Annotated in this window: 17 protein-coding genes; 11 read left to right on the forward strand and 6 right to left on the reverse strand. The window is 35.1% G+C overall.

The window, feature by feature from the left end; all coding sequences use genetic code 11:
* Positions 1–51: 51 nt before the first annotated feature.
* A complete protein-coding gene (locus tag ACSVH7_RS02770) occupies positions 52–1,431 on the reverse strand; it encodes an alpha/beta hydrolase family protein (protein WP_438065165.1) in 1,380 nt (459 codons plus the stop codon).
* 151 nt (positions 1,432–1,582) lie between these two features.
* Here ACSVH7_RS02770 and ACSVH7_RS02775 point away from each other — a divergent pair, with 151 nt between their 5' ends.
* Positions 1,583–2,299 (forward strand): hypothetical protein, encoded by a 717-nt coding sequence (locus ACSVH7_RS02775; protein ID WP_438065166.1) that lies wholly within the window; start codon positions 1,583–1,585, stop codon positions 2,297–2,299.
* A gap of 78 nt (positions 2,300–2,377) precedes the next feature.
* On the opposite strand, the gene ACSVH7_RS02780 is transcribed toward ACSVH7_RS02775, so the two are convergent.
* The 3 genes from ACSVH7_RS02780 to ACSVH7_RS02790 form a co-directional block, all read right to left on the reverse strand.
* Positions 2,378–3,139 (reverse strand): CPBP family intramembrane glutamic endopeptidase, encoded by a 762-nt coding sequence (locus ACSVH7_RS02780; protein WP_438065167.1) that lies wholly within the window; start codon positions 3,137–3,139, stop codon positions 2,378–2,380.
* Between the two features lie 144 nt (positions 3,140–3,283).
* Complete coding sequence (locus tag ACSVH7_RS02785) at positions 3,284–4,048, reverse strand: DUF3667 domain-containing protein (RefSeq protein ID WP_438065168.1); 765 nt, start codon at positions 4,046–4,048, stop codon at positions 3,284–3,286.
* Positions 4,049–4,359: 311 nt separating this feature from the next.
* Positions 4,360–4,539: a Sec-independent protein translocase subunit TatA/TatB gene (locus tag ACSVH7_RS02790; RefSeq protein ID WP_438065169.1), complete on the reverse strand. Its 180-nt coding sequence runs from the start codon at positions 4,537–4,539 to the stop codon at positions 4,360–4,362.
* 207 nt (positions 4,540–4,746) lie between these two features.
* On the opposite strand from ACSVH7_RS02790, the gene ACSVH7_RS02795 reads away from it, so the two are divergent.
* The 8 genes from ACSVH7_RS02795 (at position 4,747) to ACSVH7_RS02830 (ending at position 14,686) form a co-directional block, all read left to right on the forward strand.
* Positions 4,747–5,232 carry a peptidase gene (locus ACSVH7_RS02795; RefSeq protein ID WP_438065170.1) on the forward strand — a complete coding sequence of 162 codons (486 nt, stop codon included), beginning with the start codon at positions 4,747–4,749 and terminating at the stop codon, positions 5,230–5,232.
* Positions 5,233–5,285: 53 nt separating this feature from the next.
* The gene (locus tag ACSVH7_RS02800; RefSeq protein ID WP_438065171.1) at positions 5,286–6,785 is read left to right on the forward strand and encodes a GH3 auxin-responsive promoter family protein; all 1,500 of its coding nucleotides are present in this window, start codon (positions 5,286–5,288) and stop codon (positions 6,783–6,785) included.
* Between the two features lie 76 nt (positions 6,786–6,861).
* A complete protein-coding gene (locus ACSVH7_RS02805) occupies positions 6,862–7,983 on the forward strand; it encodes an ATP-binding protein (RefSeq protein ID WP_438065172.1) in 1,122 nt (373 codons plus the stop codon).
* A 317-nt stretch (positions 7,984–8,300) separates the two neighbouring features.
* Complete coding sequence (locus tag ACSVH7_RS02810; protein WP_438065173.1) at positions 8,301–9,980, forward strand: DUF6909 family protein; 1,680 nt, start codon at positions 8,301–8,303, stop codon at positions 9,978–9,980.
* A gap of 7 nt (positions 9,981–9,987) precedes the next feature.
* Positions 9,988–10,971, forward strand: coding sequence for a hypothetical protein (locus tag ACSVH7_RS02815; protein WP_438065174.1), 984 nt, complete (start codon positions 9,988–9,990; stop codon positions 10,969–10,971).
* Positions 10,972–10,985: 14 nt separating this feature from the next.
* The gene (locus tag ACSVH7_RS02820) at positions 10,986–12,314 is read left to right on the forward strand and encodes an MATE family efflux transporter (RefSeq protein ID WP_438065175.1); all 1,329 of its coding nucleotides are present in this window, start codon (positions 10,986–10,988) and stop codon (positions 12,312–12,314) included.
* Positions 12,315–12,345: 31 nt separating this feature from the next.
* Positions 12,346–13,410 (forward strand): hypothetical protein, encoded by a 1,065-nt coding sequence (locus ACSVH7_RS02825; RefSeq protein WP_438065176.1) that lies wholly within the window; start codon positions 12,346–12,348, stop codon positions 13,408–13,410.
* Positions 13,411–13,546: 136 nt separating this feature from the next.
* On the forward strand, positions 13,547–14,686 hold the full coding sequence (locus tag ACSVH7_RS02830; RefSeq protein WP_438065177.1) for an O-antigen ligase family protein: 1,140 nt from the start codon (positions 13,547–13,549) through the stop codon (positions 14,684–14,686).
* Here the strand turns inward: ACSVH7_RS02830 and ACSVH7_RS02835 are convergent.
* Positions 14,622–15,728 carry a glycosyltransferase gene (locus ACSVH7_RS02835; protein WP_438065178.1) on the reverse strand — a complete coding sequence of 369 codons (1,107 nt, stop codon included), beginning with the start codon at positions 15,726–15,728 and terminating at the stop codon, positions 14,622–14,624. The genes ACSVH7_RS02830 and ACSVH7_RS02835 overlap by 65 nt on opposite strands.
* Positions 15,729–16,018: 290 nt before the next feature.
* On the opposite strand from ACSVH7_RS02835, the gene ACSVH7_RS02840 reads away from it, so the two are divergent.
* Both ACSVH7_RS02840 and ACSVH7_RS02845 read left to right on the forward strand, forming a co-directional pair.
* Complete coding sequence (locus ACSVH7_RS02840) at positions 16,019–17,002, forward strand: UDP-glucuronic acid decarboxylase family protein (RefSeq protein WP_438065179.1); 984 nt, start codon at positions 16,019–16,021, stop codon at positions 17,000–17,002.
* A 24-nt stretch (positions 17,003–17,026) separates the two neighbouring features.
* On the forward strand, positions 17,027–18,379 hold the full coding sequence (locus ACSVH7_RS02845) for an exopolysaccharide biosynthesis polyprenyl glycosylphosphotransferase (RefSeq protein ID WP_438065180.1): 1,353 nt from the start codon (positions 17,027–17,029) through the stop codon (positions 18,377–18,379).
* Here ACSVH7_RS02845 and ACSVH7_RS02850 read toward each other — a convergent pair.
* Complete coding sequence (locus tag ACSVH7_RS02850) at positions 18,376–19,560, reverse strand: glycosyltransferase family 4 protein (RefSeq protein WP_438065181.1); 1,185 nt, start codon at positions 19,558–19,560, stop codon at positions 18,376–18,378. The two genes, ACSVH7_RS02845 and ACSVH7_RS02850, sit on opposite strands and share 4 nt — an antisense overlap.
* Positions 19,561–19,628 lie beyond the last annotated feature (68 nt).

Consider the following 19,628-nt stretch of genomic DNA (forward strand, 5'->3'; position numbering starts at 1 on the left):
GCCCCAAAACTCAGATGAATTTTGGGGCTTTATTTTTTTAAGGAATCACTTTTACCTTTTCAAAATCCAATCACTAATGGTGTTTAATACAGTGGGGGAGATGGTTTGTTCAATAGTTGCATATTCGGCAGCCGAGCCCGTTTTTGCTTCTTGAAACAAATGGTTGAGACCTGGTAATTCTTGGATGGTTGCTTTTTTGTTGCCTGCTTTTTCTAGTGAAGCTTTGATACCCGCCAAATTCTCGGTGGCCTTTACTTGTACATCTAAACTACCATTTAACGCTAGGACAGGTATTTTTACTTTTGACCAATACAAATCTGGGTTGAATTTTAAAAAATAAACAAACCACGGATTGGTAACCGCAGCTGTTTGCTGTGTCATTAAATCTTGATTTTGAGACTCGGAAAGTCCTTGATTTTGTACTAGTTTGTCAAATTCAGGTTTGATATAACGTTGAAAATCTGTTTTTAAGTTACTCCCGGTATAGTTGATGATATAAGCATATACTTTTTCATTAAAAGCAGTACTAGCGGCAATTTGACTGGCAGTAGCTCCTTGGGTTTTAGCTACTGATTGGCTTTGCAATAGCATCATACGATCTATGGGAAGGCCGGGACCTGCCAATGAGATCACAAACTGCACTTTTTTATTTTGGGTAGCCACGATCGGGGCAATCATGCCGCCTTCACTATGGCCTAAAACCCCAATATTTTTGAACCCTTTGGAGGCTAAAAAATCGACAGCCGCAGAAATATCGGTAGCAAAATTAGCGGAAGTATCCTCTGGATGGCCTTTACTAGATCCACCCACACCTCTGTCATCTAATCGTAAAACCCCTATTCCTTTTTGTGCAAAATCGTGGGCTATTACCGCAAAAGGTTGGTGATTAAAAATCTCCGAATTGCGATTTTGTGCTCCCGAACCAGTAATTAAGACCACTACCGGAAATTCCTTTTTATTTTTAGGTAATGTTAGTGTTCCGGCTAGGGTATTTTTATCCTTTGGATTCACAAAAGTCACTTCTTCGATAGGATAATCAAAAGGGGGTTGAGGTTGTTGAGGGTGTGCCACCATCTTTAGACCTTCTTTCATTTTCTTTAAAACCAAGGGCAATGAAGCCCCATTTTGAACAAAAGTACCTTCAATTACGCTACCATTGAGTACCCCACTGTATTTTAAATTCATATTCGGGGCATTCAACTGCAATTCATTACTAACAAAAATAGTTTCCTGAATCGGAATTCCTTTAGCGCCTTGTGTGGGACTATCTAATGTACTTTGAAAGACGGTTCCCGTTTTTTGAATAGTAAAAATCAAAGGTAATTGTCTGCCTTGACTGCTCAGCGTGCCTTCCCAAGAACCTTGAATGTCTTGAGCAAGGAGGGATTGGCAACTTAAATATAGGAAAAGAAGTATCGTATTGATTTTCATGAAATATGGAATTTAAATTAAACACTAAGTTAGTTGAACTTATTACAAATGGCAAATATTTTGAATCCATAAATGAATAAGTTGTTTTTTGTATCACGTATCCATAAATTTTATTATTTTTATGAGATATAACATTTAAAATCAGTAAATTATGAAACTATGTGTTAAATCAATGAAGGTGTTTATGTTAATAACTGTTGCAATTCCACTAGTTACTATAGCACAAATCACTACAAAAAAAGTAGCTTTTCCTGTTGGAAAATCGGCAACAGTGCTCCAAGGAAAAATTACTGGAGAGCAAACAATCGACTATACGATAGGTGCGAATCAAGGGCAAAAACTAAATATTAGTTTGGCCAATGCTAATTCTATTGTTTATTTTAATGTTTTGCCACCAGGATCCTCAGGAGAAGCGATATTTATTGGACAAAATGAAGGAAATAAATGCAGTATTACCCTAGCCCAAAGTGGAACATACAAGATAAGAGTGTATCAAATGCGAAGTACCGCAAGACGAGGTGAAGTGGGTAATTATTCATTAAGTATAGCCATTCCGGTAGTATCAAATGTCAGCGATGCTAAGGTTTCAGGCACTAATTATAATGCCACAGGCGATTTGAGAGCAGCAATTGGTTCTACACAAAAATCGGCCAAGTTTGGAGTAATTCGATCCAATGGTGGGGCAGAAGTGCATGCTACATTACCAGGTAAAAGCAAGCGTGTTTTTGTGTTTTCCCAAGGAGAATGGTCTTGTAAATCGGCAAATTGTAAATTGAATTTTGCAAAAATCAGTTCAGATGAATGGGAATTGATTGTAAACAGTTCAGAAAAATATTATATTCCATATGCTGTGATTTACGGCGGATAAAAATTAATATAAAGCAAAAAGAAGCCGTATCAATTTGTATTGTGATACGGCTTCTCTATTTAAAATCATACGTTTAAACTAAACGTCTTCCTTTGGAAGCATGGTCAACAGTGATCTTTCTTTGTATCTGTTTTTGTAGATAATTTCTAAAAAAACAACTAACAGCACAAGGACTATAAAAGACTCAATAATTGTACGTTCTAACGGAGGGGTATCAACCGCAAATAAAGCGTTAGATTTTACTACATCGCCTCTTGTAGCAACAAAAAATGTTAAGAAAGAATTATTGCCAAAATGCAATCCCCAAGCTAAAAATAAAGAGCCCGAACGCCAAGCTGCCCAACCAAAAGAAATGGCTTGTAGCATATAAGGAATACTTGAGGTAAAGGAATTGCCCCAAGCGGCTACATTGCCAGCGTGTAATTGCCCAAAAACATAAGCCTGAATACCAATTACGACGGCAAAAAAGGGTAAAACACTATAGGTGGCTTGCATAAAATAACCTCGGAAATAAAGTTCTTCGCAACCCGTTTGAATTAAATACCCTATGCAGGTGCCCAACATAAGGAATGCATAGTGAGTAAAATTATCGGAAATACCAACATAGAAAACTTTATGATCGGGTACTAATGCAAAAATAAATAGCGCCGATAGTAACCACATAAAAAATACTCCTATCCAAAAATCTTTCCATAACGCCTTTTTTGTAGCAGCATATAAACTAAAAATAGGTCGCTTAAAACTTAAAGCTCCTATAAAAAGTAATAATAGCAAGGGTATTAAGAAAGAATAGACGATTACAATAGGCTGTTCTAAATCTACACCAAGATAATTTCCCAAAAGCAAAGAAGGAATTGAACCAAACTGCAAAAATAAAATTCCTAATAGAACAAGAAGTAATTACAAGAATACGGAGTGCCTTCCTAATTTTGACCAATCTAAATAGTGCGTTGGGGGATGATTGTCGTGCTGCATTTTATTTAATTAATTTAGTTTTCCGCCACCATTCAAATATTCGATCAGCCAAAAAACAAACATGAAAATTGTAGAAAACAACGTTCCCATAAGTACGGCTATTGTAGCTCTAGTTAAGATATTCACCTTGCTATAGTATTGTTCATCATAAAAAAACTGGTAAACAAACCAAATAGAATAACCAATAGAAGCATAAGATACCAATTGATCTATCACTTTTAAGAAAGCAACATTAGAAACAACGATAGAAAAAAGAGTTACTATTTTGGCGATGATTAAAAGTGCGGATGCCTTGTAGACATTCATAATCAGGTGTTCTGGAAAATTAAATTTACTTCTTTTAAATAGTAAAAAAGTAAAAAAAGAAACGATGGGAATAGTAATAAAAATGAATGTTTTAGGGTTGTCTCTTACAAAATTAAAATAATTGACCATTATTTTTTGGGTTTCATCATCATCTGCACTTAGCGTTGCCATTCCTACTTGAGCGTATTTATCTAAAAAAATACCAATGGCTGAGAGTAAAACAAATAAGCTCATATAATTCATATGATTCACTCTTTTACCCTCGAGATATTCTCTGATGGAGTGTCCAGGTCTAGTAAATAATTCTTTAATGGTAAAAAATATTTCGCTTTTAAAAAAAGAGTACAACTGATTAGCAATATCTGCTTTAAAAATATGTTTGAAAGAAAAACGGGCAGTACTCGTTTTTTGTCCACAGTGGTAACAAAAGGAGCCAGAGGTTTCTGAATTGCAGTTTAAACATTTCATCTTCTAAAAATTATATTTGTACTATTGGTTTTTGCTTCTAAAATATTGAAACAAAGAGAATATAATAAGCACTAATAAAATTGGATAAATGAAAGCCAAATCACCACGAATCACCGCAGTTTCCTCTTTTTCATCCCAAATTTGAACGCTAATCTCCCAAATAACGTAGAGTAATAGCAATACAATTGTAATGATCTGTAAATTAGTTAGTTTCGTAATAATTTCCTATTTACAGTAAAGATAAACATTTAGTAATAAAAAAAAACCAACCGTTTACTGGTTGGTTTTTTTTATGATGTACACAAGAAAAATTACTCTTTCGTTTCTTCTTCTTTTTTTGAATTAGCAGGTTGCTCGTCTTTGGCCGCGTTTTTGAATTCTTTGAGTCCGCTACCTAAACCTTTCATCAATTCTGGAATTTTTTTTCCTCCAAAAAGTAATAATACGATACCTACTATAACAAGGATTTCTGTAACTCCTAATCTTCCCATGATTATATTTTTTGTTGCAAAAGCAAATTTGTACTTAATAACGCTGCAAATGTATACAGAATTCCTTAATCTGAATGCTATTCGGTGAAATATTTGTCTAGATTAATGTTAAATAGTAGAGGGTTTAAGACGCAACAAGCTAGAAATGATGTCATGGCAATCGGCAAACAATCATTAATCGTTATATTTGTCCAAATTAATAGCGTTATGTTTATAAATCGGTTGTTACCCAATTCTTTCAAAGGATTTGTATTAATGAAAAAACGGTTGATTCTTATCAATGAAGCAACTTTTGAAGAGTTGTTTTCGTTCAAATTAAGTTTGTTGAATGTTTTTGTTGCGGGGACATTAGGCGCTATTTTCTTAATTACGGGTACCACTTTATTAATTGCTTTTACACCACTTCGTGAATATATTCCTGGCTATGCTTCTTCACAATTAAAAAAAGAAGCTACTATTTTGGCCCTCAAAACCGATTCGTTGACCCTCGCCTTAGAAAAAAATGAAACCTATCTCAAAGGCATTCAAAAAGTATTGACCGGAAAATTAGAGCATGTAACCTTTAATAAAGATTCCATTTTAGTGCAAACGCACCCAACCATTCCTATAGAAAAGATGCAGGCTAGTGACGAAGAATTGGTTTTGAGAAAAGAAGTGAACGCAAAAGAAGAATCCCAAAAAAAGCCCCTATAACTCATAAATAAAATGAATTGCAGTACTAATTCATTTTGGAAATAACTAAAATAATGTCTTTAAAATCATTTGCAGCAAGAATATTTGCACAAAAAATAGTTCGAAAAACAAAACAGTGGAGCCAAAACCCAGTGGCTGTGCAAAAGGAAGTTTTTAAATCATTAATCAGGGAAGCCCGAACCACCCAATTTGGAGTAGACCACCATTTTGAAACAATTAATTCGCATGCAGATTTTGTTAAAAATGTACCCATAAGAGATTATGAAGGACTAAAAACGTATGTGGATCGTGTGGTGAACGGAGAAGAAAATGTGCTATGGAAAGGCAAGCCGCTTTATTTTGCCAAAACATCAGGAACCACCTCTGGAGCGAAATACATTCCCTTAACCAAAGAATCGATGCCTTACCACATCGAAGCCTCTAGGAATGCAATTTTGCATTATATTCATGAAACTGGAAAGACCGATTTTGTAGATGGAAAAATGATTTTCTTACAAGGAAGTCCCATTTTAACCGAGAAAAACGGCATCAAATTAGGACGATTATCAGGTATAGCCGCTCATTTTGTTCCAGGTTATTTGCAAAAAAACAGAATGCCTTCTTGGGAAACCAACTGTATTGAAGATTGGGAAACGAAAGTCAATGCTATTGTAGAGGAAACGGTGAATGAGGACATGCGAGTGATTTCTGGAATTCCGTCTTGGGTACAAATGTATTTCGAAAAATTACAGCAAAAAGCGCAAAAGCCCGTTGGAGAATTGTTCCAAAACTTTAATCTTTTCATTTATGGAGGCGTTAATTTTGAACCGTACCGCGCCAAATTCGAAAATTTAATTGGCCGAAAAGTAGACAGTATTGAACTCTTTCCTGCCTCCGAAGGCTTTTTTGCTTACCAAGATTCTCAAAAAGAGAAAGGAATGTTGTTGCTTTTGAATTCAGGAATTTTTTATGAGTTCATCAAAAGTGATGCCTTTTTTACCGAGAATCCAAAGCGTTACACCATAGGCGAAGTCGAATTAGGTGTCAATTATGTACTGATTATTTCGACCAATGCGGGACTTTGGGGCTACAATATTGGGGATACCGTACAGTTTACTTCATTGAAACCTTATCGTGTTATGGTTTCGGGTAGAATCAAACATTATATCTCGGCTTTTGGGGAACACGTGATTGGCAAAGAAGTAGAAAGTGCTTTACAAGAAGCGGTGCAAGGCACCACTATTCGCATTAATGAATTTACAGTGGCGCCACAGATTACGCCAAAAGAAGGATTGCCTTACCACGAATGGTTCATCGAATTTGAAAATGAACCTCAAGATGAGCAAGTTTTTGCCGAAGCCTTAGACCAAGCCATGCGCAAGCAAAATATCTATTATGATGATTTGATTGTAGGCAACGTTTTGAGAAAGGTAGTGATCACCAAAGTCGCCAAAAACGGTTTCCAAGACTATATGAAATCCATCGGAAAATTGGGCGGACAAAACAAAATTCCGAGATTGAGTAATGATCGAAAAATAGCGGATGTCTTAGTAAAAGCAATTAAAAAACCTTGATTTTTACATTGTAATGGAAAATAAAGTAGTTTATTTTCCATTACAATGGAAAAATTAGGTATTTTTGACATAAAAAATGATCGCCAGAACCATTATAAAAACGATTCAAGAAGAGTTTTTTCAAAAAAAAGCCATCGTACTACTTGGAGCTAGACAAGTGGGGAAAAGTACTTTGTTGCGGAATTTACTTCAAAATAAAGAGAATGTTTTATGGCTGGATGCTGAAAATCCAGATGTTTCTTTAATTTTTGAAAATGCTAATGCAACGCGTTTGCAATCTTTTTTCGGGAAGAATACAGTTGTGGTAATAGACGAAGCACAAAAAATTCCTGATATTGGGAGTAAATTAAAGTTAATTACAGATCATTTGCCAGAAATTCAGGTAATTGCGACAGGATCTAGCGCTTTCGAATTAAGAAATCAGCTCAATGAGCCGTTAACGGGGAGAAAATTTGAGCATAAATTGTTTCCGCTTTCATTCAATGAAATGAAAAATGAAATAGGTCTTTTGGAAGAAATCAGAATGCTTCCACATCGCTTGGTTTATGGATATTATCCCGAAATTGTAACTACCAAAAATAATCCTGAAAAAATATTGATATTATTGTCTGATAGCTATTTATACAAAGATATTTTGTTATTCAAAGGCATTCGAAAACCCGAGAAAATGCAAGAATTACTAAAAGCGTTGGCGTGGCAAATAGGTAGCGAAGTCAATTACAACGAATTAGGAAAACTCATTGGTTTGAAGAGCGAAACGGTAGAGGAATACATCCATTTGCTAGAGCAATCCTTTGTAATTTACAGATTGAATTCCTTTCACACGAATCAACGAACTGAAATCAAAAAGGGGAAAAAAGTATATTTTAATGATCTAGGAATTCGAAACGCCATTATCAATGATTTTTCCCCATTTGAAACTAGAAAAGATAAGGGCAATTTATTTGAGAATTATGTTATTAATGAATTCATAAAATCCAGTGAATATAATGAGCGTTTTGAAAAATTTTATTTTTGGCGTTCGCAAGAACAACAAGAGGTTGATTTAATCATTGAAAAAAATGGTCAATTGAGAACATTCGAAATCAAATGGAATTCAAAAACAAAAGTAAAATTGACCAAAACATTTGCTAATCAATATCCAGATCATACTTTTACGGTCATTAACAGCACTAATTTTTATGATTATTTGGACTGAAAGGGATGCATAAATAATGAAACAAAATAGTGTCACACTTTTTATAGATTTCTTACTAAGTTGTAAAAAAAGTTTTGTAAATACTGCGCCTTGCCGTCTTAGCGAGAATAGTGTTTACTAAATTACCAGCAACTTATTAGCAGCTCAAATAGTATTTTCCCCGTTAAAAAGGAAAGTGGCATAATCTTAATGTTAGAGTTGCGCAAACCTCTACAGCTCGTTATAAGGACAAATATTTAGAATTAGCGATGAAATTAACGGTAACCAACTAAAAAAAACTTTTACTTACCTTTGAAAAGTGATAAAAAACAAACAAGATGAATACAACCAAACATATATCAAGATCTAGAGCGCAAGAATCTTCTGCGGCGATAGAAAAAATGTACATTACCATTCGCCATTTATTCAACCGTGGGTTTTATAAACCAATGGGGGTTTCTGGTGATACCTTGCGGGAAGCTTTATTGGCCTTGCGCCCCGAAATTTATGGTACTATTGCCGATGAAAAAGTAGAATTGAATGGTTTGCTATACGTTATCGAACGACTTCCTGTAGGGATTGAGCAGTGCCGTTTTATCAATTTAACTTCGGATGAAGGCTATTCTAAATCCCATTTTCAGGCTATTGTTCCGCCAAAGCGAAGAAGAAATTGCTACCGAATTGACGAAGAGCAAATGAATGTTGAAATCACTCGCGGACGTTCAGATATTTATGATATTTTGACACATTTGACCTTTATTTTTATTGAATCCCATAAAATCAAAGACCGTGTTTTGCTCGATGATGCTGGCGAAGTATCTAGAGATTGGTTAAAACTAGAAGCTGCCGTAAACCAAACTAAGAAGCTTACACAAATCGAAAAAGAAAAAGCGATTTCGCATGCGTCTAATATTTTAGGAAGAACCTTCGAAGAAGTATTAGATATTTATGATGCATTTGGTTCCGAGAATACGCCGGATCGTTTTCTGCACGTTATATATTGGTTAGGAAAATTAGCCATCGAAGAAGTGGTAGAGAATAATAAAAGAACGATCACCTTTAGCCCAATTTTGAGAGAACGTTTGGGGCATCATATTCATGGCGAAATTTGGGCCAATAATATCAAAGAGGTTTTAAAAGCCAACAACTTATTAGACCGACCTATTCATGTCATTAGTGCCAATATGCATAGTGTGATGAATTCAATTTTTGCCACACCACTCCTAAAATCGAAGTTTAAGGACAAATCGGATTTTGTAATTTATGAAGAATTGAGCAAATCAGGCGCCAAAGAATTACGCAAGCAGGTTGAAACCGTAGCCGAAAAAAATGGAATGGTATTTTTGCCAGATACTTCAGGAACCAATATTGATGTACAATTGTTTGATACCGCCAAAATTGATTGGTCCAAAACCGCTTTTCCAAAGGCACAAGTAGGAGACAAAGCGCCTGTTTTGATTGTTATGGATTATGCTTTTGGAGAACAAGCCTATGAAACCATTGACGAATTATTAAAACCCTACAAAAAAGAGATCTTGCTTACTGTACAATCAGTTTCTATTATGGGAAAAGCCGGTATTCTCGAAGGAGGCAAAGGCGATATTATGATTCCGAATGCGCATATCAACGAAGGCACCGCCGATAATTATTTCTTTGAAAATGAATTGACCGCCGAAATGTTTGAAGGGAATGACATCGCTGTTTTTGCAGGACCGATGGTTACTGTCTTGGGCACATCGCTTCAAAATAGAGATTTATTGAAGTTTTTCCACGAATCGACTTGGGGGGTAATAGGTCTAGAAATGGAAGGATCTTATTACCAAAAAGCAATACAATCTGCATCCAAAATCAGAAAGAGTGTACCAAAAGACATCAAAGTGCGTTATGCTTACTACGCTTCTGATAATCCGCTTGAAACAGGAAGTACGCTGGCTTCAGGAGGTTTAGGAACGACTGGCGTAAAACCAACGTATTTGATTACGATTAAAATTTTAGAACAAATCCTGAATAATAAATAAATAGCGCATGAGTACACCTTCGCATAGCGATTCAGAAATTGATGTATTTCAAATTACCACCAAGGTAAAAAAGGGTTTCGAACGATTGAATACGCTACTGTTCAATTGTATTCAGTTTTTTGTACACCAATGGAAAATAGTGGTAGGATTGCTTATCATTGGTTTTGGTTTGGGGTTATTTTTGGATAAAAACAATACATTGTATGCCCATGAAATCACTGTGATTCCCAACTTTGGAAGTGTGGATTATTTATATGCCAAAATCAATCTGCTTCAATCTAAAATTAATGCAGGGGATGCTGCTTTTTTACAAAAAGAAGTGGGATTATTGCACCCCGAGGCCTTAAGAAAAATTGAAATCAAACCTATTGCCGATGTTTATAAATTTATTGAAGAAAAAGAGCGCAATTTTGAACTGATTAAGTTAATGGCTGAGGTTGGTGAGGTAAAAAAAGTACTAGAGGACAATATTACCAGTAAAAACTACACCTATCACAATATAGCAGTTGTTACAAATGGGATCACTAATGAGAAGGAATTGATTACACCATTGCTGAACTACCTCAATCAATCTGACTATTTCTCGGCAATGCAAAAAGTTGGATTGGCAAATTTGAAACAAGATATTGCACAAAATGATACCATTATTCAACAAATTAATGGTGTTCTTAATGGGTTTTCGGCCAATGTAAAGAGTTCGTTAAAAAACGACAAATTGATGTACTATAATGAAAACACTCAACTGAATGATGTTATCAAAACCAAACAAGAATTGTTGTTTATTCAAGGTGTAAATCGTTTGAAATTAATCAACTTTCAAAAAACAATCAAAGAAGTAACTTTCACTTTGAATAGTAATACTTCAATAGCAGTAAATGGAAAGATGAAGTTTGTATTGCCAATCGTTCTTTTATTTTTATTTGTAGGTATTCATTTGTTCCTCCGATTTTATCAAAAGCAATTGGCTAAATCTAAAACGGTTGTTTCCTAAAAAATCTTTTTCTTTTGCTAACAAGACCTAATGTGTTAAAAACAATTCGATTTCACTTACTTAAAACGGTTCAAAACCCTGTGGTTCGGCAAAGTTTTTTAACCTTATTGATCCGGGTTTTTGGGGTGGTCCTTTTGTTTGGTTTTACGTTGTTTTTAACGCAAAAGTATACACCTAAGATAGTAGGGCAATATGATTTTGTTCGTACGTTTCTTTTTGCTATCGGAAGTATTTGTTTATTGGGTTTTGATCAATCCATATTGTATTTCAAAGGGCGTTTGTATCCGAATTTCTCTTTGGGACATTTGAAAAAAGTATATCTAAAAATGGTCTTGATGCTGTTTTTTGCTTCCCTGCTTTTATTTCTTTTTATTATACTATTGGATGCTTCTGTTATTACATTATTTTTTGCGGATAATGCAACTTATTTCCTTCTGTTAAAAGCTTCGGCTGCCTTGTTTTTTTATGGGCTTTCTATTCTAAACGTTGAGGTTTTCAGAGCATTAGAGGAAATAGTAGTAGCTGAACTATTTCGGAATATTTTCAAATACTTACCTATAATTGTGATTGCTTTTTTATTAGTGCAATGGCAATTAGAACCGTATTTAGTGGATGCTTTTTTGTTGAGTTTTGTTTTTTCAGGAGTGCTAACGACATTATTGACAGTTTATTTTTTCAGCAAAAAACCTCCAACTTCTACTGTTGATTGTTTCTCATCTAGTGAGATTATCACGCATTCATTTCCGATTGCAGTAAGTGGAATGGCTATTTTTTTGATGATGAGTTTTGACATCTTGTTTTTAAAAAAATATCATGGTGATGCTACCGTAGCTTATTATTCCGTCGCGGTTAAGTTAATGACTTTGTTGTCTGTTATTATTTTGACAGTAAATATTACTGTTTCGGCAGCTATTGCAGCCAGTTTTTCGAATAAAGAAATTGAAAAAGTACAGCAAATAGTTCAAAACAGTTCCCGATTAATAGTAGCGATTACGCTGCCCGCAGTTATCGGACTGCTTCTCTTTCCGGAGTTCGTTTTGCAATTTTTTGGTCCCAATTATGTAGTGGCCAAAGAGGCATTAATAGTGTTGGTTTTGGGACAAGGTTTTTGTGTTTTTTTTGGGTCTGCTCCAGTTTATTTAAATATGACAGGGCGTCAACGTATTTTTCAACGTATTGTTTTGGGTGCTCTTGTCCTTAATTTTCTACTCAATTATTTGTTGATTCCTTCCTATGGAATGCTGGGTGCCGCTATTGCTTTTTCGGCAAGTGCTTTATTTTGGAATCTTGGAACCGCTCTTTTTGTGTATGTCAAAGATGGAGTTAAGTTGTTTTTGAGTTAAGTTTGTCACTTCTATTTTCAATCAGGCCTAAATGTCTTTACTCATAAAAAAAAATAAAGCAGCTTTTTTACTTCTTGTAGGACTCAATCTGCTGGTGGCCTTTGCTGCGAGTTTTATTTTGCCCAAACGTTTTTTTTATGATGCTGCTATTATTGCTTATGATAAAGGCAACGAAATAGGTTATTTTGGAAGTTACCCATTGACTATTTTGTTTTATAAAGTTACAGGGTTGCGCTATTTGCCTTTTTCGGTAATTGCATTGATTCAGTTCCCTATTTTGATGAGTATTTTGTACAAAATAGGCATTCCAAGTACGTTCGAGAAAGTGACGATTAAGAACGTTTTGGTATATTTGGCTTTTACCATGATGGCTATTTTTATGGCGATGCCTTCTAAGGAGTTTATTACTTTTTTGTACCTCTCTGCAATAGTTTTTTTATTTCAAAAAAAGCCATTTTCTTTTCAGAAAACGTTATTTATAACCTTGTCTCTTTTTGTGTTTTTTGGAGTGATGTATAGACCGTATTTTGCCTTGTTGCCCATAGTTGCTATGGGAATGTATTGGATTACTTGTATCAAAATTCCGAATCGAACTTTTACAACATTGTTTTACGGAATTGCAATAATTATTTTTTTGTCATTGAGTTATGGTTTTGTACAAGGACATTTTTTTTCGGAGCAAAGTCGAGAGCTTATTAATAGTGCCCGAATCGGGTCTGTTGATGCTAATTCTAGTATCGTCTCTCCGGTAAAAGCAGACACTTGGTATGGAGAAATTATTGGGATTTTGTATGGTTTTTTTACGGTAAATGTTCCGCTTAATGGATTGAAACATATTTTTTCTCCACAGATTTTATTGTTTGTAGTTTGGCAATTATTCCTGTTTTATATTCTATTAGTTCGATTGGCTCGATGTATAAAAGACAAAAAAGAATACGTTTATGAGTTATGGATGCTTCTTTTTGTATTCTCTTTTTTTATCCTTCAAGGGGTTTTCGAACCGGATTTAGGATCGGCGATTCGACACAAAATGGGTGTTTTCCCACTAATTTATTATGCTCTTTATTATGACCATTTCCGAAAAGCATTTCAATAAAATTTTTTCTTTTTTTTTGGTAGCGATAGCTTGTACGCTAATTTTCAGGAAGCCTTGTACTTGGTTAATTTTCGCTTTCGTTATATTTAATATATTCTATTTTAAGAAAACACAATGGTCCAAAAAAGCGTTGGTTATGGCGGGTATCATCGCTTCTCCTTTTTTGTTAGAATTAGTTTTTTTCTGGAATAATGATTCTTTGGTGCAAGGGATTAAATCCATTGAAAAGAGTACGGCATTGGTCTTGTTTCCTTTATTTATTTTGGGGAATTACCAAAGAATATCCTTTCAAAAATTGCTACAATTTTATGTAAATACTACGACCTTAGTAATGATTTTTTTTGCGCTTCGGTTTGTATTTGTTTTTCCGGAATATGTCACTAAGTATTGGCATGGCGTTCACCTATGGGAAATGGGCTATGTTTTTGCAAATTCTATCGGAATTCATGCTCCAGCGCTCAATATGCACTTGGCTTTTGTGAGTATTTCGGCTTTGTATTTGTTATTGCAAAGGGGGCAAATGAAAAAGAAGATGGGATTTGTTTTTTTATCTTTTTTGGTATTTGTATTCTCCTTTTTCTTTGTGCTTTTAGTCAATACTCGAATGGCTTTATTCAATGTTTTAGTTGGGTATTTATTGGTAGTGTTTTCGTTTTTTGCAGCACGCTTTGACCTAAAAAAATTATTGCTCTATACTATAGTTATTGGTGGTGTAGTGTCTGGGGTTTTATTTCTCTTTATTCAAAAAAATCCTTATATGAAAGAAAAATACAGTTCGGTGACGTTTGCTTATATGGACAAGGTGGGAAAGTTAGACGAAATTGATCACCCCGAAATAAAGGTTTTTAATTCTCTCGTAACTAGAGTTTCTATCTGGAAATCAGCTTGGGAATTATCGTTACAACATTTGCCCTTTGGTGTAGGCTCATCGGATGGAAAACCTGCATTAGTGAAGTATTTTAAACAAACGCATCAGCATTTTTTAGCGAAATATGCCTTTCCTACCCATAATCAGTTTCTTGATTTTTTACTAAAATTTGGTATTTTAGGACCGCTTGTAGTTTTGCTTTATATTGGTGCAATTGGCTATTTGGGAATTGATTTGAAAAACGCACTGATTTTTTCTTTTTTCTTTCTTTTTTTCACGTCGAATTTGACGGATGATTTTTTATTGCGTTTTGATGGAATTACATTTAGTGGCTTTTGGTTTTCTATTTTTGGGAGCCTTTGGTTGCAGCAAAAAAGTAACGTTCGTACACTCTCTCAAGCGCTGTAAAGTTCTTGTTGGTATCAAACAAATGGTTGCACCTATTCAGCGCATTAGTGCCAAATTTTGCTCTTGTTAATGGATTTTCAAGGGTTTTGAAGTAGGCCGTTAACTCCGACATTTCTTGATATAAAAATCCAGTTTCGTTGGGAACAACAGTATCTTTATTGCCATTTATTTTTGTTGCAATTACTGGTTTCATTAATGCCATAGCCTCAAGAACCGCGATGGGTAATCCTTCCCAAAGGGAGGTTTGAAGATAAATATCTAAAGCATTTATTTGCTCGTACACTTGTTTTTTTTCTAAAAACCAACCGGTAATTTTGATATTTGGAGCTGTAATTTGATTTCGCTCTTCTCCATCGCCAATCCACACAAATTGATAATCCGGGAATTGTTTAGCAATGGCATTGAATAGTTTGGGGTTTCTAGCGGCAGTTATTCTACCTGCTATTCCTATGGTTAATTTAGTATTCGAAACAGGTTGAAGATACCTTTGGATGGTAGTAATGTCTATGCCATTTCTAATCATTTCGGCTTTTCCTAGTTGTTTTGCTAATTCAAACTCAGAGTCGCCACAAGCGATAGTGATTCCTCCGAAGATTTTTTGGAAGTATTTTTCAATATACCAGTACATTTTTTTGGAGAGGGGAGAAATGTCAGTACGTTGAAAAGCATAACCATGTGGCGTATAAAAAACTAATGGTTTTGGATTCAAAAAACTGCAAGCGATTCTCCCTAAAACACTTGCTTTAGAGGAATGCAAATGTACAGCATCGGGTTTGATTTTTTGGAGTTCACGCAACAAACGTTGTATGGCTTTGAAGTCCGAAATAGGATTGATTTCTCTTTTCATGGCCACTTTTACTGTAGAAATGGTGGAGAATAATTGAGCGACTTTTTGAGGATCGATTTCATTGCGATTGTCGCTATAGAGAATGGAAGTTGGCATTTTTTGACGGATATTTTTCTTTTCGAAATGATGGGTTAGATCTTCAAAATAGGTATAAACGCCTCCGCCTAATGCTTCGATGATATGTACAACTTTCAAATTTTTATTTTTTGCTTGGAAGCAAAAATATAGTTTTCTAAAGAACTTATACTAAAACCAGCTTACAATTGAGTAAAAAATAAATCCCAAAAAGCTTATTGTCGTTCCTTAGCCCCGGGAGTAGCGGCATCCTTTGCTTTTTTCTTTTAAAAAGCAAAGATATAGCGGATCACGGGACGATGATAGCCAAAAAACCTTTGTTACCTGCTTCGAATTTTAAAAGAATGAATGGGTTTGTAAAGGAATTTTCTTCAAATCAACTACATTTGTTATTGAATAATATGCAAGCAATGAAAAGAATACTTATCACGGGAGCCGCAGGATTTTTGGGATCGCATTTGTGTGATCGTTTTATTAACGAAGGCTATCATGTAATTGGGATGGATAACCTGATTACTGGAGATTTAAAGAATATAGAACATTTATTTAAGTTGGAAAATTTTGAGTTTTACCATCATGATATTACCAAATTTGTGCATATTCCCGGAAAGTTAGATTATATTTTGCATTTTGCTTCACCAGCAAGTCCTATTGATTATTTAAAAATTCCGATTCAAACCTTAAAAGTAGGTTCATTAGGCACTCATAATTTATTGGGATTAGCTAGAGTTAAAAAAGCCCGAATTCTTATTGCATCCACTTCAGAGGTATACGGAGATCCTTTAGTACATCCGCAAACGGAGGAGTATTATGGCAACGTCAACACCATTGGACCTCGTGGCGTGTATGATGAAGCAAAACGTTTTCAGGAGTCGATTACGATGGCCTATCACACCTTTCATGGAGTGGAAACTAGAATTGTTCGCATCTTCAATACGTACGGGCCTAGAATGCGACTCAACGACGGTCGAGTGATTCCAGCATTTATTGGGCAAGCGATTCGTGGCGAAGACTTGACTATTTTTGGCGATGGGATGCAAACGCGTTCTTTTTGTTATGTAGACGATCAAGTAGAAGGTATTTTTAGATTATTACATTCGGATTATGTATATCCAGTAAATATTGGCAATCCAGACGAAATTACGATTAAAGATTTTGCAGAGGAAATCATAAAACTAACGGGTACTTCTCAAAAAGTGGTGTATCATCCGCTACCGATTAATGATCCTTTGCAGCGTCAACCAGACACAACCAAAGCCAAAGAATTATTGGGCTGGGAGGCTAAAGTGAGTCGTGCCGAAGGAATGAAAATTACCTATGATTATTTCAAATCGCTTTCCAAAGAAGAATTGTCAAAAGAAGAACACAAGGATTTTTCGAAATATATATTTTAATCCCAAAGCTCATTTTCATCATCAGTGAAAACCAAAACCGGTAGATATTCAGGATACATTCGCCCCTTTTCCTATATATTGGATAGTGGGATTATTTTGATAGCGTTATATTATTCCATCGGGGTCTCTCTAGTATCTTGGTATATTCCTTTGGAATTTATCATTATTTGGCTGCTTATTGCATCGACTTTAGGGTTTTATGAGGTCTATCGGTATACTAAAGTCATTGCGATTTTGAATTGTTCTTTGAAGCAGTGGATGATTTTTGCGGGGTTTTCATTGATGCTCATTTTTTTGAATAGTGCCAGCTTTTCCTTTCGCAACATCTTTTTTTTTAGCACTATAGTAATCAGTACCGTGTTGATCTTTAAATTAGCTATTTATTTTTTTCTACAAAAATACCGTATTTTTTTTGGCGGAAATTTTAGAAGGGTGGTACTTTTAGGAAGTCCCAAAAGCATAGCTCCGTTGCAGCTTTTTTTCTCTGAAAATCCAGATTATGGCTACGTACTCGAAAAAAAGTTTGATGCAACTATTTTTCAAAAAAACCCGATAAAGGAATGTTGTGATTTTGTGTTAGAAAATAAAATCGACGAAATGTATTGCGCGATGGACGATTTGACGCAAAAACAAATTTCGGATTTGGTTTATTTTGCAGATAATAATTTGAAAACCTTGAAGTTTATTCCTAACGAAAGTCAAATTCTTTCCCGAAACTTTACTTTTGATTATTACGATTATATTCCGGTACTCTCATTGCGCACCATTGTTTTGGATGATTCCCTAAATAAAAGTGTCAAACGGATTTTTGACCTTCTTTTTTCAGCATTGGTCATTATCGGAATTTTAACTTGGCTTACCCCTATTTTGGCCATTATCATTAAGTTGGAATCCAAAGGTCCTTTGTTTTTTATTCAAAGAAGAAATGGATTAAATTACCAAGAATTCAATTGCTATAAGTTTCGTTCCATGAATCTGAATTCGGAAGCTCATTTAGAGCAAGTCTCCAAAAACGATCCCAGAATTACTCGAGTAGGCCGATTTTTACGAAAAACCAGCATCGACGAGTTGCCACAATTCATCAATGTTTTTTTAGGACAAATGTCGGTAGTGGGACCAAGGCCACACATGGTGAGCCATACCGAAATGTATGCCCAACGCGTCAATAAGTTTATGGTGCGTCATTTTGTAAAACCAGGCATTACAGGATTAGCACAAACCAAAGGGTATCGTGGCGAAGTAGAAAAAGAAGCAGATATTATCAACCGAGTAAAGTACGACATTTTCTACATGGAAAATTGGTCGATTTTGTTAGACCTCAAAATCATTGTTATCACAATTTTCAATACACTCAAAGGCGAGGAGAAGGCCTATTAAAATACGTTTTCCTTTATCAATTGTTGGATTTGCCGTTCCAAATTAAATTCTTGTTGGGCGGTTTTGTACACGTCTTTTTGTAGGTGTTGAATCGTAGATTTTCCGATAGTTGAAATTTCGTTAAGCACTGAATTTAATTTTTCAAAATCACCTACTGGCGCTACCCAACCTAATTTGTTTTCCGTGACAATGGTTTCTCCTTCGCCACCACCAAAGTAAAGTACTGGAAATCCTAAAGTACTGTATTCAAATATTTTGGAAGGAACGGAACCATAGATTCTGGTTTTTAGAGGAATAATTGCAAGGTCAAAATTCTTTAATTTTTCATGTAGGAGATGGCGTTCCAACATTCCATGGAAAATAATTTTTTTATCCGGATTTTTTTCGATGAAAGCTTCAAGGGCTACTTTTTCGGCGCCATCTCCAAAAATATGTAGCTCTATATTCAGTCCTTCTATGGCTATTTTTTGACACAATTCTAAAACCCCTTGTGCAACGCCTAATAATCCGGCGTAAAATAATGTTATGGGTTCATTTACATTTGTATGCATTTGAATTCCCTCTGTTTGATGATCCGGAAAGTTGCGATACAAGTAACACTTTTTTTCTGGAAATTGTTCCTTAATATGATGAATGATTTCGTTGGATTGCCCTAAAATAGTCGAAGCGTTGGCATAAATAAAGCGTTCAAAAAATAAGGAAACTTTATGCGAAATACTTCCGGGTTTTATGGCCTTGAGTTCAATAGCAGCGGTTGGCCATAAATCAGAAACATTCAGTAAAATCGTTTTTCGCGTGATCCAAAGTGCTAAAACGGCGACAAAAGATAATAAAAGCGGAGGCGATTGCACGATTACTTTTTGAGGTGTTTTTTTGAAAAGTAAACTAAAAAAAAGGATACTCGAAAACGATAAAACCGAAAGCGTTCTTTTGAAGATGTTTTTGCTGACACTAGGGTAAATCCAAAGACGTTTGACCGTAATATTTTGTCTTTTTTCTACAACAGAAAATTTTCCTTTATAGTCAGCAAACAATTCCCCTTTTGGATAGTTTCCTAAAGGACAAAGCACCGTTACTTTATAATTATTTTGACTCAGTTTCAAAGCCAACTGTTCAATCCTATTAGCGGCGGCTCCTTTTTCTGGCGGATAATAATTGGAAATGATGAGAAGGTCTTCCATGGTTTACGGTCTCAGTTGGATTTGATTTTTATCTGAAAGTGAAATGATAATTGAAAATGTTAAAACAT

The sequence above is a fragment of the Flavobacterium sp. TSSA_36 genome (assembly GCF_051547165.1).
GTDB lineage: Bacteria > Bacteroidota > Bacteroidia > Flavobacteriales > Flavobacteriaceae > Flavobacterium.

Coding starts and splice junctions, on each gene's coding strand:
- ACSVH7_RS02770 (WP_438065165.1), bottom strand. CDS start 1,431: ATGAAAATCAATACGATACTTCTTTTCCTATATTTAAGTTGCCAATCC.
- ACSVH7_RS02775 (WP_438065166.1), top strand. CDS start 1,583: ATGAAACTATGTGTTAAATCAATGAAGGTGTTTATGTTAATAACTGTT.
- ACSVH7_RS02785 (WP_438065168.1), bottom strand. CDS start 4,048: ATGAAATGTTTAAACTGCAATTCAGAAACCTCTGGCTCCTTTTGTTAC.
- ACSVH7_RS02790 (WP_438065169.1), bottom strand. CDS start 4,539: ATGGGAAGATTAGGAGTTACAGAAATCCTTGTTATAGTAGGTATCGTA.
- ACSVH7_RS02795 (WP_438065170.1), top strand. CDS start 4,747: ATGTTTATAAATCGGTTGTTACCCAATTCTTTCAAAGGATTTGTATTA.
- ACSVH7_RS02800 (WP_438065171.1), top strand. CDS start 5,286: ATGTCTTTAAAATCATTTGCAGCAAGAATATTTGCACAAAAAATAGTT.
- ACSVH7_RS02805 (WP_438065172.1), top strand. CDS start 6,862: ATGATCGCCAGAACCATTATAAAAACGATTCAAGAAGAGTTTTTTCAA.
- ACSVH7_RS02810 (WP_438065173.1), top strand. CDS start 8,301: ATGAATACAACCAAACATATATCAAGATCTAGAGCGCAAGAATCTTCT.
- ACSVH7_RS02815 (WP_438065174.1), top strand. CDS start 9,988: ATGAGTACACCTTCGCATAGCGATTCAGAAATTGATGTATTTCAAATT.
- ACSVH7_RS02825 (WP_438065176.1), top strand. CDS start 12,346: ATGTCTTTACTCATAAAAAAAAATAAAGCAGCTTTTTTACTTCTTGTA.
- ACSVH7_RS02830 (WP_438065177.1), top strand. CDS start 13,547: ATGGCGGGTATCATCGCTTCTCCTTTTTTGTTAGAATTAGTTTTTTTC.
- ACSVH7_RS02840 (WP_438065179.1), top strand. CDS start 16,019: ATGAAAAGAATACTTATCACGGGAGCCGCAGGATTTTTGGGATCGCAT.
- ACSVH7_RS02850 (WP_438065181.1), bottom strand. CDS start 19,560: ATGGAAGACCTTCTCATCATTTCCAATTATTATCCGCCAGAAAAAGGA.